Raw genomic sequence first — 14,985 nt, 5'->3', positions numbered from 1 at the left:
GCCTCGCTGCACGTGCGCAGCGGGGCGTCGTCGTCTTCGTCGAGGCCGCGGTCGCGGTCGCCTCAGTCGGCCGATCGGGCCGGTCGAGGGAGCCGGCCGATCAGACCTTCAGCCGCCAGTCGTCCTCGTCGTCGGGGTCGACGACCGCGACCGCCGAGGTGTCGAGTGGCACGACCTCGATGGACGTCGTGATGGCGCCGGTCTGCGGCCCGATGACGGTCGCCTCGTCGCGGCGGTGGCGCAGCACCGTGTTGATGTACGACGCCACGGCCTCGGCGAGCGGGATGTCGTGGCCCGCCTTCTGCGCGAGGAACCAGCGGTGCTCGAGGAGCTGGTGGAAGACCTCGGCGGGTTCGAGCTTGCCGCGCAGGTCGGACGGGATCGCGCGCACCACGGGCTCGAACACGCGCACCAGCCACTCGTGCGCGACCATCTCCTCGTCGAGCTCGCCCTTGCCGTAGCTCGCCCGGTAGGAGTCGAGGTCGTTGAGCAGGCGGCGGGCCTGGTTCTCGCCGGCGTCGAGGCCGGTCAGGCGCAGCAGGCGACGCTGGTGGTGGCCCGCGTCGACGACCTTCGGCTGGATGCGAACGGTCGTGCCCTGGTCGTCGGTGCGGATGGCGAGCTCTTCGATGTCGAAGCCGAGCTTGTTCAGGCGGCTCACGCGCTCGTTGATGCGCCAGCGCTCGGCCGACGAGAACGACTCCGACCCGGTCAGCTCGCTCCAGAGGCTGCGGTAGGCGTCCACGATGCCGTTCGAGATGCGCACGGGGTCGAGCTCGTCGGCCACGCGGCCGCCGGCCTCGAGGTCGAGCAGCTCGCCCGCGATGTTCACCCGGGCGATCTCGAGGTCGTTCTCGCGCTGCCCGTTCGAGAGGCCGCCCTCGTAGAGCTTGCCGGTCTCGGCGTCGACGAGGTACGCGGCGAACGCCCCGGCGTCGCGGCGGAAGAGCGTGTTCGAGAGCGACACGTCGCCCCAGAAGAAGCCGATGATGTGCAGGCGCACGAGCAGCAGCGCCAGGGCGTCGACGAGACGGGTCGCCGTGTCGGGGCGCAGCGTCTGCGAGAACAGCGCCCGGTAGGGGAGCGAGAACCGGAGGTGCCGGGTGACGAGCACGGGCTTCAGCGGATCGCCCTCGGCGTCGGAGCGATTCGTGATCACGGCGACGGGCTCGACGCACGGGATCTCGAGGCGCTGCAGCGTGCGCAGCATGTCGTACTCGCCGCGGGCCATCTCGGCCGTGGTCTCCTTGATCGCGACCACGTGGCCCGCGAGGTGCGCGAAGCGCACGAGGTGGCGCGAGATGCCCTTGGGCAGTGCGGCGATGTTCTCGTTCGGCCAGGCCTCGAGGGGCAGGTGCCAGGGGAGGTCGAGCAGTGCGGGGTCGGTCGTGGCCGACGTGATCGAAAGTGAGCCGCTCATCGTGGTTCAGCGTAGCCCGAAACGCCGATGCCGGCCGGGCCATGGCCCGACCGGCATCGATCGTTCGTACGGGGCGACGTCAGCTGACGACGGCCTTGTTGCCGAGGCGCGCGCCCGACTCGGCATCGAAGAGGTGCACGTGGTTCGGCGTGGCCGTGAGGTACACGCGGTCGCCGGCGTTGGGGTGGTTGCGGCCGTCGACGCGAGCGACGATGTCGGTGCGCTTGCCCTCGACCGTGGAGTGGCCGTAGAGGTAGCCGTCGGCGCCGAGCTCCTCGACGAGGTCGACGTCGACCGCGAGGCCCTCGCCCTCGACACCCGAGACGGTGATGTCCTCGGGGCGCACGCCGATCGTGGCGACCTTGGCCGACGACTCGGAGAGGATGTCGCGCTCGACCGGAACGGTCGCGGTGCCGAACTTGACTCCGCCGTCGACGAGGTCGGCGTGGAACAGGTTCATGGCGGGCGAGCCGATGAAGCCGGCGACGAACACGTTCTGCGGCTTCTCGTACAGGTCGCGCGGGGTGCCGACCTGCTGCAGCAGGCCGTCCTTCAGCACGGCGATGCGGTCGCCCATGGTGAGCGCCTCGGTCTGGTCGTGCGTGACGTAGACGGTGGTGACGCCGAGGCGACGCTGGAGCGAGGCGATCTGGGTGCGGGTCTGCACGCGGAGCTTGGCGTCGAGGTTCGAGAGCGGCTCGTCCATGAGGAACACCTGGGGCTGGCGCACGATCGCGCGGCCCATGGCGACGCGCTGGCGCTGGCCGCCCGAGAGGGCCTTCGGCTTGCGGCTGAGGTAGGGCTCGAGGTCGAGGAGCTTCGCTGCCTCGAGCACGCGAGCCGCGCGCTCCTCCTTGCCGACGCCGGCGATCTTGAGCGCGAAGCCCATGTTCTCGGCCACGGTCATGTGGGGGTAGAGCGCGTAGTTCTGGAACACCATCGCGATGTCGCGGTCCTTCGGCGGCACGTCGGTGACGTTGCGGTCGCCGATGAAGATGTTGCCGTCGTTGACCTCTTCGAGGCCCGCGAGCATGCGGAGGGAGGTCGACTTGCCGCAGCCGGAGGGGCCGACGAGCACGAGGAACTCGCCGTCTGCGATGTCGAGGTCGAGCTGGTCGACGGCCGGACGGGTGCCGCCGGGGTACAGGCGGGTGGCCTTGTCGAACGTGACTGACGCCATGATTCTGCTTCTCCTTCACCGGCAGGTACGTGCCGGACGATCCGTAGTGAATGGACTGCGTCGACGTCGACGCTCCCTCAGTATTGCACGCGAGGCGGCGACGGCCGATTCGGCGGTCGCCCGCGGCATCCGCCGACCGTGCGCCGCTGCATGGCAGCCCCGAAGCGCCTGAGTGCCCGCCGAACGGCCGCCGAGCGCGAACCGTGGTGCCCGTGTGGCTGATTCCCAGCCACCGTTCCTACTATCGTGGGTGCGTTCGCAGTACGCGCGCGCCCACACAGCGACCCGGAGTGACCATCGATGACCAACGGCGGATCCCAAGAGCCACGTGCCACCCGTAACGAGAAGCGGGAGGCTGCCCGCGAGAAGGCGCGCGTCCTCCGCGAGGAGCAGAAGAAGCGCGACAAGCGCAACAAGGTCCTCATCCAGGGCGGCGTCATCGTCGCCGTGCTCCTCGTCGCGGCCCTCATCGGCTGGTTGATCTTCAACAGCATCAAGCCCGCGGGCCCCGGTCCGGCCAACATGGCGAGCGACGGCATCGTGCTCGTCGCGGGCGACGACGGCGCGATCACCGCGGTCGAGACGCCCGCCATCAAGCCTGGCGGCGAGCCCACGGCCACGGTCCCCGACGACAGCGGCACGGTGGCGAACATCGTGACCTACATCGACTACCTGTGCCCCTACTGCGGCCAGTTCGAGACGACGAACTCCGAGGCCATGCGCACCATGGTCGAGTCCGGAGCCGCGACGCTCGAGATCCACCCCATCGCGATCCTCACGAACAAGTCGGCCGGCACGCAGTACTCGCTGCGCGCGGCCAACGCCGCCGCGTGCGTCGCCGACCTGTCGCCCGACGCCTTCTTCGACTACAACGAGATCCTCTTCCAGAACCAGCCCGAAGAGGGTTCGGTCGGTCTCGCGAACTCCGACCTCAAGAAGCTCGCGACCGATGCCGGCGCCGACTCGTCGGTCGCCTCGTGCATCGACGACATGCGCTTCAAGACGTGGGTGCAGGATGCCACGACGCGGGCGCTGACCGGTCCGATCCCGAACTCCGACCTCACCTCGGTCACCGGCACGCCCACCGTGCTCGTGAACGGCCAGCAGTACAGCGGTTCGCTCACCGACGCGCAGGAGTTCCAGTCGTTCGTCGTGCAGGCCACGAGCGCCACCTTCAACGAGTCCGAGTCGACCCCGACCCCCACTCCCACGCCGACCCCGGCCCAGTGATCCCGTCCGCGCGGCGGAGCCAGACCGGGCTCCGCCGCGCGATCGGTAGGATGTCGTGGGTCCCCCTCGTGGGGCGGCCTCGCCGGCTTGGCGCAATTGGTAGCGCACCGCTCTTGTAAAGCGGTGGTTGCGGGTTCGAGTCCCGCAGCCGGCTCTTGACTGAAGACGAACGCATTCCCGACGCCGCCTCGCCGGCGGCACCGGCGGAAGACGGGCATCGGCACGCCCATGTCGAGCCCGCCGGCATGCCCGCTTGGATCGCGATCGCCCTTGCCGCGGTCGGCGGTGCGCTGACCGCCCTGCAGTCGCGCGTCAACGGGCAGCTCTCGGCGGCGATCGGCGACGCGTACACGGCCGCGGCCATTTCGTTCGGCAGCGGCCTGGCGATCCTGCTCGTCGCGCTCGCCTTCTGGAAGCCGGGGCGGGCCGGAATCGGCAACGTGGCCCGGGAGCTCCGCTCCGGAACCATCCGCTGGTGGATGCTGTTCGGCGGCGTCGCGGGCGCCTGGTTCGTCGCGACCCAGGGCATCTCGGCCGGTGTCATCGGCGTCGCGCTCTTCACGGTCTCGATCGTCGCGGGCCAGACGGTCGGCGGCGTCGTGTTCGATCTCGTCGGGCTGGGGCCGGCCGGACGCCGCCCGCTCACGGCGCCCCGGGTGTTCGGCGCACTGCTCGCGCTCGGCGCGGTGGTCTGGACCCTGTCGTCCGAGATCGGCGGCGAGGTGCCGGTGCTGCTCGTGATCCTGCCGTTCACCGCCGGGTTCGGTGCGGCGTGGCAGCAGGCGGTCAACGGCCGCGTTCGCATGGCGGCGTCGAGCGCACTCACGTCGACGCTCGGGAACTTCGTCGTCGGCACGACGGTGCTCGTGGTCGTGATGGTCGTGCACTCGTCGGTCGTCGGCTGGCCGACCGGGTTCCCCGGCGAGCCCTGGCTCTACGCGGGCGGCCTCATCGGGTGCATCTTCATCGCGGTGCAGGCGATCGTGGTGCGCGTGATCGGCGTGCTGGTGCTCGCCCTCGCGGGAGTCGCGGGCCAGCTCACCGCGGCGCTCGCGCTCGACCTGCTCGTACCGGTCGGCGACCGGGGAGTCGATCTGGCGACCATCGGCGGCGCCGCGCTCGCGCTCGTCGCGGTGATCATCGCGAGCACGAGGTGGTCGAGGAGCCGGCACGTCGTCGAACCCGGCGAGAGTCCGGCATCCGCGCCCTCCGCCGACCTCAACTCCTGAACGCGACGGGCTCGGCGCGAGCCCGGCGTCGGCCGTGGCCCGCGCCGGCGATCAGCCCAGGCTGGTGAACCGTGCCGACGCGTCGCGCGGCGCGCGCCGCTCCACCCGCGTGCGAGGAGGCCGGCCGCCGACGTAGAGCCAGCCGAGCAGCGCCTCGTGCTCGCCCAGCCCGTGCATCGCCGCGACGGCCGGATCCCGGGTGTGCGGGCCGGTGCGCCAGATGACGCCCCAGCCGGCCTCGTCGAGGAGCAGGCTCAACAGGTGCGCGACCCCGGAGGCCGTGGCGTCCTGCTCCCACTCGGGCACCTTGCGGTGGTCGGGCGTGCGCACGGCGACGACGGCGAGCAGCAGCGGCGCACGAAGCGGCTTGGCGGCGAGCTTCGCCGCGTCCTTCGGGTCGGACTCGGCGAGGCCGGACGCCTCGGCGAGGGCTGTCCCGAGACGCTCGCGGGCCTCGCCGCGCAGCGCGATCACGCGCCACGGACGGAGCGAGGCGTGGTCGGCCACCCGACCGGCGGCTCCGAGCAGCTCGATCAGCTCCGCGTCGTCGGGTGCGGCTTCGGTCACCTTCGAGGCGGAGCGACGCGTGCTCGCCGCCTGGAAGACCGGGCGCTCGTTCAGGATTCCGGCGTGAAGTCGAGCGCGATCGAGTTCATGCAGTACCGGTCGCCGGTCGGCGTGCCGAACCCGTCGGGGAACACGTGACCCAGGTGCGAACCGCAGTTCGCGCAGCGGACCTCGGTGCGCACCATGCCGAGCGAGGTGTCCTCGATGAGCTCGACCGCCTCGGGGCGCACCGACTCGTAGAAGCTCGGCCATCCGCAGCCGGAATCGAACTTGGTGCCGCTCTTGAAGAGCTCGGCACCGCACGCGGCGCACGCGTAGATGCCGGCGCGCTCCTCGTCGAGCAGTTCGCCCGTCCACGGGCGCTCGGTCGCCGCCTCGCGCAGCACCTGGAACTGCTCGTCGCCGAGCTGCTCGCGCCATTCGTCGTCGGACTTCTCGACCTGATACGCCATTGGGTTCCCTCCAGAACTGCGGATGCCTCCATCGTCGCAGGTCGCAGGGGCCCGCGCATGCACACGCCGCAGACGCTCGGCAGCCTCACGGCAACGCATCCCTAGGATGTGACGCGAAGGCGACGCCGTCGCCGCGGGAGGTGCACGTGATGCTCGATGGGCAGCCTCGCGACGCCGAGCCGCATCTCGACGCACTCGCCCTCCGCGTGCTCGCCTTCGAGGCCCACGCGTGGCAGCAGCCCGGCGTGAAGGCCGAGGGCATCCGCGAGGAGTTCGGCATGTCAGCCGCCCGCTACTATCGGATCCTCGGAGAGCTCATCGACTCGCCCGCGGCCCTCCGCCACGACCCCATGCTGGTGAAGCGCCTGCAGCGGCTCCGCGACGCCCGCGCGGCGACGCGGGCGCGGCGCTCGCTCTCGAACGGCCGCACGCTCGACTGAGCAGGCCCCGACCCCGACGACTGGACCCATGGCGCAGAACCCCCCTCGAGATCGCTTCGACACGATTCCCCACGGCATCGAGCGCGTGGGCGCCCACCGTGCACCGCAGCGTCGCGGGGCCAGGTGGATCGCGTTCGGCTGGGCGGCCCTCGCGACCGTCGTGCTCACCGGCGTCGGCATCACGTGGGTCGTGGTCGCCAACGACCGGCTCGACCTGTCGGAGGCCGCGCCCACCGCGACGGAGGCGCCGGTCGTCACGGCCGAGCCGACGATCGCCCCCGATGTTCCCGTGACCGTGCTGAACGGAACCGAGACGAGCGGGCTGGCCGCCACGGCCGGCGAGGCGCTCACCGCGGCAGGCGTGCCCGTCGGCGCCACCGCGAACGCGAGCGAGACCGATCTGGTCGAGTCCGTCGTCTACTACGCGAGCGCGGACCTCGAGGGCGCGGCGCGCGGCGTCGCCCAGGCGATCCCCGGCGCCGACGTGCGCCTCGACGCGAAGTTCGGCGAGATCGGCACCCCGCTCGTGCTGGTCGTCGGTTCGGACTACGCCGCGACCGTCGCGGGCTGAGCCGGGTCGCGGAATCGTTGCCATTCCGCGACATTTCGGCGCGTTCCACCCCTTTTCCTGGCTGTGCCCGCGTCATTAGTATCTGGAATTGGTCGCTCGAACCCGTGTAATGCCAGGTACCACCCGTGGTCCCGTCAGCACGACGGGCAGGCCCGGTACAGGCGACACGCACGTGCTGATCGACACACGGCTATATGGGAGCAACGCATGGCGAACGGAACCGTCAAGTGGTTCAACGCTGAAAAGGGCTACGGATTCATCACCGTCGACGGAGGCCAGGACGTGTTCGTCCACTACTCCGCGATCGACATGGCCGGCTACAAGGTCCTCGAAGAGGGCCAGGCGGTCGTGTTCGAGGTCGGCACCGGTTCGAAGGGCCCTCAGGCAGAGGCCGTCCGGCCCGCCTGATCGAAGCGTGACACGATGCGCCGCCGGATGCCTCGCACCGGCGGCGCTTCGTCGTCTCCGGGCCGGCGGTCGCAGGCGGCCCGGGGGTCGGTTCCGGCGCGCCGCCCGCGCACGGGCGGATCTCGATGGTTGGCTGTGCGCATGGCGCGGCGGAACGGATCTGCCATCGGATGGCGGCCGCTCGCCGTGCTGCTCCCGGCAGCCGCACTGCTGCTCGCGGGCTGCAGCGCCCCCGACCTCGACCGGATCGTCGCGACGCCGACGCCCGCACCCGCACGACCGGTCGGAGCCTCCGCCGCACCGGTCGCGCTGGCGTTCGCGCCGCTGCGCGGCACCCGTGCCGAATGGGCGGCCATGCAGCATCCGTCCATCGCCGCGAAGATCGACAACCACGAGGAGGCGCGACCGCAGCTCGCGCTGAACCGCACCGACCTCGTCTTCGAGGAGCTCGTCGAGGGCGGGCTCACCCGGTACCTCGCGGTGTGGCATTCCGACATCCCCGATGAGCTCGGCCCTGTGCGCTCGATACGTCCGATGGACCCCGACATCGCGACCCCTTTCGGCGGCATCATCGCCTACTCGGGCGGGCAGGAGCAGTTCGTCGAGATGATGCAGGCGACGCCGCTCGTGAACCTGGTCTTCGATCTCGACGACACCGGGCTGTTCACGCGGGCCGACGAACGACCCGGCCCGCACGACGTGATCCTCGACGCGGCCGAGGCGCTGGAACGCAACGCCGCGCTCGCCCCGCCCGCGGTGCAGTTCGTGTACGGCGGCACGGACCCGCTCTCGGCCCCCGATTTCGCCGCCGAGGCGACGTCGGGCATCTCGCAGGTGTTCTCGGAGGAGCGGTTCCCGTCGTGGACGTGGGATGCCGCGGCATCCGTCTGGCTGAGATCCCAGGAGGGCGAGCCCGACCTCGACGACGCGGGCGCGCAGGTGCAGGCGGTGAACGTGCTGACGCTGCGGGTCGCGATCGACTGGTCGTACGGCGAGGTGCCGCGGACCGTGCTCGACGGGTCGGGGGAGGCCTGGGTGTCGAGCGGCGGGCGGACCGCGCACGGCACCTGGTCGAAGGCGGCGCAGGCGTCGCCGATCGTGCTGACCTCCGACGACGGGGAGCCGTTGCCGCTCGCCCCGGGCAACACCTGGATCGAGCTGGTGCCCACCACCGGATCGGTGACCTTCGCGCCCTGAGCGAACCTCGCGCCGGCCGCCGGGTGCTCGCTTGCACTCGGGTCGGTCGAGTGCCAGAATTGATTTAGCACTCATTCGAATCGAGTGCTAACCCAAGAATCTTTGAGACGTCCGAGAAGGGACGAGAAACACACATGGCAAAGATCATTGCTTTCAACGAGGAGGCCCGCCGCGGTCTCGAGCGTGGCCTCAACACGCTCGCCGACGCGGTCAAGGTGACCCTCGGCCCGCGCGGTCGCAACGTCGTGCTCGAGAAGAAGTGGGGCGCCCCCACCATCACGAACGACGGCGTGTCGATCGCCAAGGAGATCGAGCTCGACGACCCGTACGAGAAGATCGGCGCCGAGCTCGTCAAGGAGGTCGCCAAGAAGACCGACGACGTCGCCGGTGACGGCACCACGACCTCGGTCGTGCTCGCCCAGGCGCTCGTGCGCGAGGGCCTCCGCAACGTCGCCGCAGGCGCCGACCCCATCTCGCTGAAGCGCGGCATCGAGAAGGCCGTCGCGGCCGTCGAGGCCGAGCTCATCGCCAACGCCAAGGAGGTGGAGACCAAGGAGGAGATCGCCGCGACCGCTTCCATCTCCGCCGCGGACGAGACCATCGGCGCCCTGATCGCCGAGGCCATCGACAAGGTCGGCAAGGAAGGCGTCGTCACGGTCGAGGAGTCGAACACGTTCGGCACCGAGCTCGAGCTCACCGAGGGCATGCGCTTCGACAAGGGCTACCTGTCGGCGTACTTCGTCACCGACCCCGAGCGCCAGGAGGCGGTCTTCGAAGACCCGTACATCCTGATCGTCAACGGCAAGGTCTCGAACATCAAGGACCTCCTGCCCATCGTCGACAAGGTGATCCAGACGGGCAAGCAGCTCCTCATCATCGCCGAAGACGTCGACGGCGAGGCTCTCGCGACCCTCATCGTCAACAAGATCCGCGGCATCTTCAAGTCGGTCGCCGTCAAGGCCCCCGGCTTCGGCGACCGTCGCAAGGCGCAGCTCCAGGACATCGCGATCCTCACCGGCGGCCAGGTCATCTCCGAGGAGGTCGGCCTCAAGCTCGAGAACGTCACCCTCGACCTGCTCGGCCAGGCCCGCAAGGTCATCATCACCAAGGACGAGACGACCATCGTCGAGGGTGCCGGTGACGAAGAGGGCATCGCCGGTCGCGTCGCGCAGATCCGCGCCGAGATCGAGAACACCGACTCGGACTACGACCGCGAGAAGCTCCAGGAGCGCCTCGCCAAGCTCGCCGGCGGCGTCGCCGTCATCAAGGCTGGCGCGGCCACCGAGGTCGAGCTCAAGGAGCGCAAGCACCGCATCGAAGACGCCGTCCGCAACGCGAAGGCCGCCGTCGAAGAGGGCATCGTCGCCGGTGGCGGCGTCGCGCTCATCCAGGCCGGCAAGGTCGCGTTCGACAAGCTCGAGCTCGCAGGCGACGAGGCGACCGGCGCGAACATCGTTCGCGTCGCGATCGACGCCCCGCTCAAGCAGATCGCGCTGAACGCGGGCCTCGAGCCCGGCGTCGTGGTTGACCGCGTGCGCAACCTCCCCGTCGGACAGGGCCTCAACGCCGCGACCGGCGAGTACGTCGACATGCTGGCCGCCGGCATCAACGACCCGGTGAAGGTGACCCGCTCGGCTCTGCTCAACGCAGCGTCGATCGCCGGCCTCTTCCTCACGACCGAGGCCGTCGTCGCCGACAAGCCCGAGAAGAACCCGGTTCCGGCCGGCGACCCCACGGGCGGCATGGACTTCTAGTCCGAACCGATCCCCGGCCGTCACGGCCTGATCAGCGCGAAGGGCGCCTCCGAGAGGAGGCGCCCTTCGTCGTGTGCGGCCCGCCCCGCGGCGTTGCCGAAACGTGACCGACCGCTCGAAGGCGCTTCGATAGCGTGGGCGCGTGCCGAGTACTCGATCTCTGCGGCGCACCGCGTTCGTGCTCGCCGCCGCCGCCATGTGCCTGCTCTCCGCCTGTTCGCCGGTCGCGCCCTCCATGACCGCCCCGACGACCTCGGCGGCGACGACGGCGGCGACGACGGAGCCGGTCGGGAACGACGCGCCGCCGGTCGACGCTCCGTCGCCGCGGTTCGCCATCGGGTGCGATGCCGTGCTGCCCCGAACGGCGCTGGTGGCCCTGCTGGGTGCAGGGGAGGCGCCGCTCGGCGAGGTCGACCTCGGCGCGGTGAGCGCGCCGGACGCCTCGGCGGCCGCTCAGGTCGGCGCGCTCGAGTGCGCCTGGAACGACGGGCGCGTCGGGTCGACCTGGACCGGGCCGGTCGAAGGGGCGCAGTCGGTGCGTCTGGGGATCGTGCCCGACGCGCAGGAGGCCGCACAGGCCTACGCCGACCTGTACAACGGCGGCGAGACGCCCACGCCGTACGGCGCGACCGCGCAGGGCCCGCGCTGCGTCGCCTTCGACGTCGACGCGTTCTGCGAACTCCACGGTTGGCTCGCCGAGGCGTGGATCGCGTTGCAGATCGACGGCATCGTGCTCGAAGAGGGTGACACCGAGGCTTCGCTCGCGGCCGAGTTCACGGCACTCACCGACGCGATGATCGCGGCGCTCGCCGACGTCGGCTCGAGCAGTGAACCTTGGATGCCGCCCGCCTCGACGCGCTCCGTGGAGGAGTGCGAGCAGTTGACGACGCCCGCCGAGTTGACCGAGGTGACCGGGCTGCCCGACCTGCGGTTCGGCTTGTCATGGGACGGGCCGAGAGTGGGGCAGTACTGGTACTCGGTCCAGGAGACCGGCGCCATGCGATGCTCGATCGGCTTCAGCCAGTCCGAGTCGGGATACGGCACCGTCTCGTACCTGCCGGGCGGCGACTGGCGCTACCTGCTCGAGCGCGATGCGTGGATCGCCGACGGCGGCGCATTCGTCGACGTTCCCGGGCTCGACTCCGAGGCTGCCGTACTCCGATGCGCGGACGACTCGCAGCCGTGCATGCTCGACCTCAGGCTCGACCGAGGCTGGGTGCGGATCTCGTTCCCCGAGGTGCCGCCGGCGAGCGTGACCTACCTTCCGGAGGGGCTCGACTTCGTCGCCGCCCGATCGTCGATCGTCGAACTCGCGTCGCGCATCGTCGCGAACGCGGGCTGACGCAACCTGACGCAACATGACGGGGCCTGACACAGCCTGACGGCGCCTCGCGACGTCCTCGTCATGCTCGCGCGCGGTGCGCGCACACAGTCGCGCGCAGGACCCCGCGCGCACGCACGCGCCACTGAGATCGGGCACCGAGGTGGCCGCGCACTGCGGTCGATGCGCCGCGGCCGCCGCAGGTGAGCGGCGTGCCGCGGCGAGGCATCCGTCAGCGCAGGAAGAGCCGCGCGTTGGCCTGCTCGGCCTCGGCGTACTGGGTCGCCGCGACGCCGAGCGCCCGGTTCAGCCCGTCGAGGCTCTGCTCGACGTGCAGCTGCGTGGCCCGCCAGTCGGACACGGCACCCTGGAACGCCGTCGCGGCCTGGCCCGACCACGACGACTGCAGGCCCGTGAGCTGGCCGAGCAGCGAGGCGACCTCGGACTGGATGCGGCCGATCGTGCCCTGCACGGTCTGCGTCGCAGCGGAGACTTGGGCGGCATCGACGTGGAAACTCGACATGGTGGTCCCTTCACTCGGTTGGTTCCGCCACGATGGCATCCCGGATTCGCGCCCGATCCGCTGACCCGGTCTGCTGTGCGCGAGTCCGCGGTCGTCGCCGCAGGGGAGGAAGGGTCGGGACCGGTTCAGTCGACCGCGACGGGCTGCGGCGCTGCCGCGCTGCCCGCGAGGGGGAGGAGCACGCGGAAGGTCGCACCGCCACCGGGCGTCTCGACCACGTCGACCGCACCGTTGTGCGCCGCGACGATCGAGGACACGATCGCGAGCCCGAGGCCCGAACCGCCCGTCTCGCGCGTGCGCGAGGTGTCGGCGCGCCAGAAGCGCTGGAAGATCTTCTCCCGGATCTGCGGCGGGATTCCCTCGCCGTGATCGATGATCTCGATCATCGCGCGCTCGGTGGCGCGATCGGCGCTGACCCGGATGTCGATCGGGCTCTCGTCGGCCGTGAACCGCATGGCATTGCCCATGAGGTTGGTGATGACCTGCCGGATCTTGTTCTCCTCGGCGAGCACCACTGCCTGCTGCACCGCGCCGGTCGTCGCGGTCGAGGTGCGTGCACCGGCCTGGGCCTGTCCGGCCGTCGATGTCGCCGGCACGGAACGCGTGGCCTGCACCTGTGCTTCGGCCTGGGCGGCCTGCGCTGCGGCACGACGGCTCGCGGTGGTCGTCGTCTCGGTCGTGCGCGGTCGCCGGTTGCGCAGGCGGGCGAGCGTCGCCCCGGCGAACGAGATCGCCCCGGTCGACGCGCGTCCGCTCCCGGCCGGCGTGCCGGCGGCGGCGACGGGGCCGTCGACCGGTGCTGCCGGAGCGGCATCCGCCGTCGCGAGGTCGTCGGGCGTCGTGACGGTGATCGTGCGGCCGGGGTGCGCAGCCATGGCGTCGAGGGCCGCGTCGCGGGCGAGGGGCACGAGGTCGACCTCGGCGAGCTCGAGCGGCTTCGCCTCGTCGAGGCGGGCGAGGGCCAGGAGGTCCTCGACGAGGCCGCCCATGCGGATGGCCTCCTTCTCGATGCGCTCCATGGCCTGGGCGACGTCGTCGGGGGTCTGCAGGGCGCCCATGCGGTACAGCTCGGCGTAGCCGCGCACCGACACCAACGGCGTGCGCAGTTCGTGGGAGGCGTCGCCCACGAAACGCCGCATCTGGTCGATCGTGCGCGCACGATCGCGGAACGCGCGGTCGATACGGTTCAGCATCGTGTTGAGCGAGCGGTTGAGCCGGCCCACCTCGGTGTTCGGCGTCGCGCCGCCGAGTCGCTGGCTGAAGTCGCCGTCGGCGATCGCGGCCGCCGTGGCCTCGACCTCGCGCAGCGGCGTGAACGTCGTCGTCACGAGCATGCGCGTGAGCAGTGCGCCGACCAGCACCACGCCGATGCCGAAGCCCAGGAAGATCGTGAGGTAGACGGCGATGAGCGACTCGGTGTCCTTCGACGAGATCGCGATGATGATCGGCGCCAGCGCTCCGTGGTCTCCGACGCCGAGGAGGGCGACCACTGCGCGGAACGTCTTGTTGCCGTCGGCGTCCTTCAGTTGGACGACCGTGTACTTGCCGGCGCCCTGCTCGTTCATCTCGTTGACGTCGGCCTGCGTGAGCGTCTTGGGGATCAGCGGCACGTCTTCGGCGGGACGGCCCTCCCAGTTGTGGTTCAGGAACTGCCCGGTGGTCGGGTCGTAGACGGCGACGAACACCTGGTCGTTCTCGGAGAACTTCGACTGCCCGTCCGATGAGCCGTCTGCATCGCCGCTGTCGACGAAGTACTTGTCGAGGCTGCCGCCCGCGATGCCCCCGAGCTTCGCCGACATCTGGTCCTCGACGTACGAGCGGAGCATGGCAGCCGTGCCGATGCCGGAGACGAGCAGCCCGAGGGTCAGCATCAGCACCGTCACACCGGTGATCTTGGTGCGCAGCGAGATGCGGTTCCACCGCTCGGAGATCGTCTGATGCATAGCGGGGCGAGTCTAGGCGGCCGACCCTGAGTCAGGGCTTGGAGACCGAGGACTTCAGCATGTACCCGAACCCGCGCTTCGTCTGGATCAGCGGCTCGGTCGAGTGCTGGTCGAGCTTGCGTCGCAGGTACGAGATGTAGCTCTCGACGATGCCGGCGTCGCCGTTGAAGTCGTACTCCCAGACGTGGTCGAGGATCTGCGCCTTGGAGAGCACCCGGTTGGGGTTCAGCATCAGGTAGCGCAGCAGCTTGAACTCGGTGGGGGACAGCTCGACGGGCACGTCGCCCACGAGCACCTCGTGGGTGTCCTGGTCCATCACGAGTTCGCCGGTGCGGATCACGGCGTCTTCCTCGGCGTGCATGGTGCGGCGCAGGATTGCCTTGATGCGGGCGACGATCTCGTCGAGGCTGAACGGCTTCGTCACGTAGTCGTCACCGCCGACCGTGAGGCCGGTGATCTTGTCTTCGGTGTCGTCTTTGGCGGTGAGGAAGAGGATCGGCGCCGTGTACCCGGCCGAACGCAGGCGCTTGGTGACGCCGAAGCCGTTCATGTCGGGGAGCATGACGTCGAGGATGATCAGGTCGGGTTCCTCTTCGAGAACGGCCGAGATGGTCTGGGCGCCGTTGCCGACGGCGCGAACGGCGAATCCGGCGAAACGCAGGCTCGTGGTGAGCAGGTCGCGGATGTTGGGCTCGTCATCGACGATGAGAATGCGTGGTCCATCGCTCATGTTGACCATCATCTGCGCAT

15 protein-coding genes and 1 tRNA gene are annotated in these 14,985 nt (G+C 70.3%); 9 read left to right on the top strand and 7 right to left on the bottom strand.

Annotation, left to right across the window (positions count from 1 at the left end; all coding sequences use genetic code 11):
* Positions 1-100: 100 nt before the first annotated feature.
* Together ACFVS8_RS19055 and ACFVS8_RS19050 are read right to left on the bottom strand one after the other, a co-directional pair.
* A complete protein-coding gene (locus tag ACFVS8_RS19055; protein ID WP_387065993.1) occupies positions 101-1,420 on the bottom strand; it encodes a DUF4032 domain-containing protein in 1,320 nt (439 codons plus the stop codon).
* Between the two features lie 79 nt (positions 1,421-1,499).
* The gene (locus tag ACFVS8_RS19050; RefSeq protein ID WP_387065990.1) at positions 1,500-2,600 is read right to left on the bottom strand and encodes an ABC transporter ATP-binding protein; all 1,101 of its coding nucleotides are present in this window, start codon (positions 2,598-2,600) and stop codon (positions 1,500-1,502) included.
* A gap of 300 nt (positions 2,601-2,900) precedes the next feature.
* Between ACFVS8_RS19050 and ACFVS8_RS19045 the strand changes: the two genes are divergently transcribed.
* The 3 genes from ACFVS8_RS19045 (at position 2,901) to ACFVS8_RS19035 (ending at position 5,059) form a co-directional block, all read left to right on the top strand.
* Positions 2,901-3,830, top strand: coding sequence for a DsbA family protein (locus ACFVS8_RS19045; protein WP_387065987.1), 930 nt, complete (start codon positions 2,901-2,903; stop codon positions 3,828-3,830).
* 81 nt (positions 3,831-3,911) lie between these two features.
* A tRNA-Thr gene (locus ACFVS8_RS19040) sits at positions 3,912-3,984 on the top strand.
* A gap of 91 nt (positions 3,985-4,075) precedes the next feature.
* Positions 4,076-5,059, top strand: a complete 984-nt coding sequence (locus ACFVS8_RS19035) for a DMT family transporter (RefSeq protein ID WP_387065984.1) — start codon at positions 4,076-4,078, stop codon at positions 5,057-5,059.
* Positions 5,060-5,110: 51 nt separating this feature from the next.
* Here ACFVS8_RS19035 and ACFVS8_RS19030 read toward each other — a convergent pair whose 3' ends face one another.
* Together ACFVS8_RS19030 and msrB are read right to left on the bottom strand one after the other, a co-directional pair.
* Positions 5,111-5,680 carry a nitroreductase gene (locus ACFVS8_RS19030; RefSeq protein ID WP_387066126.1) on the bottom strand — a complete coding sequence of 190 codons (570 nt, stop codon included), beginning with the start codon at positions 5,678-5,680 and terminating at the stop codon, positions 5,111-5,113.
* Positions 5,677-6,078: a peptide-methionine (R)-S-oxide reductase MsrB gene (gene msrB / locus ACFVS8_RS19025; protein WP_387065981.1), complete on the bottom strand. Its 402-nt coding sequence runs from the start codon at positions 6,076-6,078 to the stop codon at positions 5,677-5,679. Before msrB ends, ACFVS8_RS19030 begins: the two co-directional genes overlap by 4 nt.
* A 149-nt stretch (positions 6,079-6,227) precedes the next feature.
* Here msrB and ACFVS8_RS19020 point away from each other — a divergent pair, with 149 nt between their 5' ends.
* The 6 genes from ACFVS8_RS19020 (at position 6,228) to ACFVS8_RS18995 (ending at position 11,790) form a co-directional block, all read left to right on the top strand.
* Positions 6,228-6,518: a DUF3263 domain-containing protein gene (locus ACFVS8_RS19020; protein ID WP_387065978.1), complete on the top strand. Its 291-nt coding sequence runs from the start codon at positions 6,228-6,230 to the stop codon at positions 6,516-6,518.
* 28 nt (positions 6,519-6,546) lie between these two features.
* Positions 6,547-7,089 carry a LytR C-terminal domain-containing protein gene (locus ACFVS8_RS19015; RefSeq protein WP_387065975.1) on the top strand — a complete coding sequence of 181 codons (543 nt, stop codon included), beginning with the start codon at positions 6,547-6,549 and terminating at the stop codon, positions 7,087-7,089.
* Between the two features lie 207 nt (positions 7,090-7,296).
* Positions 7,297-7,497, top strand: a complete 201-nt coding sequence (locus ACFVS8_RS19010; RefSeq protein ID WP_116081101.1) for a cold-shock protein — start codon at positions 7,297-7,299, stop codon at positions 7,495-7,497.
* Positions 7,498-7,638: 141 nt separating this feature from the next.
* On the top strand, positions 7,639-8,694 hold the full coding sequence (locus ACFVS8_RS19005; protein ID WP_387065972.1) for a DUF3048 domain-containing protein: 1,056 nt from the start codon (positions 7,639-7,641) through the stop codon (positions 8,692-8,694).
* 134 nt (positions 8,695-8,828) lie between these two features.
* Positions 8,829-10,448 (top strand): chaperonin GroEL, encoded by a 1,620-nt coding sequence (gene groL, locus ACFVS8_RS19000; protein ID WP_387065969.1) that lies wholly within the window; start codon positions 8,829-8,831, stop codon positions 10,446-10,448.
* A gap of 142 nt (positions 10,449-10,590) precedes the next feature.
* Positions 10,591-11,790, top strand: a complete 1,200-nt coding sequence (locus ACFVS8_RS18995; protein ID WP_387065966.1) for a hypothetical protein — start codon at positions 10,591-10,593, stop codon at positions 11,788-11,790.
* A 211-nt stretch (positions 11,791-12,001) separates the two neighbouring features.
* On the opposite strand, the gene ACFVS8_RS18990 is transcribed toward ACFVS8_RS18995, so the two are convergent.
* The 3 genes from ACFVS8_RS18990 to ACFVS8_RS18980 form a co-directional block, all read right to left on the bottom strand.
* Positions 12,002-12,292, bottom strand: a complete 291-nt coding sequence (locus tag ACFVS8_RS18990; RefSeq protein WP_387065964.1) for a WXG100 family type VII secretion target — start codon at positions 12,290-12,292, stop codon at positions 12,002-12,004.
* Between the two features lie 125 nt (positions 12,293-12,417).
* Positions 12,418-14,235, bottom strand: a complete 1,818-nt coding sequence (locus tag ACFVS8_RS18985) for an ATP-binding protein (RefSeq protein WP_387065962.1) — start codon at positions 14,233-14,235, stop codon at positions 12,418-12,420.
* A 31-nt stretch (positions 14,236-14,266) separates the two neighbouring features.
* The gene (locus tag ACFVS8_RS18980) at positions 14,267-14,965 is read right to left on the bottom strand and encodes a response regulator transcription factor (protein ID WP_092966659.1); all 699 of its coding nucleotides are present in this window, start codon (positions 14,963-14,965) and stop codon (positions 14,267-14,269) included.
* Positions 14,966-14,985: the final 20 nt, after the last annotated feature.

This window comes from Agromyces sp. NPDC058110 (genome assembly GCF_042884735.1).
Taxonomy (GTDB): Bacteria; Actinomycetota; Actinomycetes; order Actinomycetales; family Microbacteriaceae; genus Agromyces.
The sequence above is the reverse complement of the archived record's forward strand: the minus strand, read 5'-3'. Positions and strand labels throughout refer to the sequence as shown.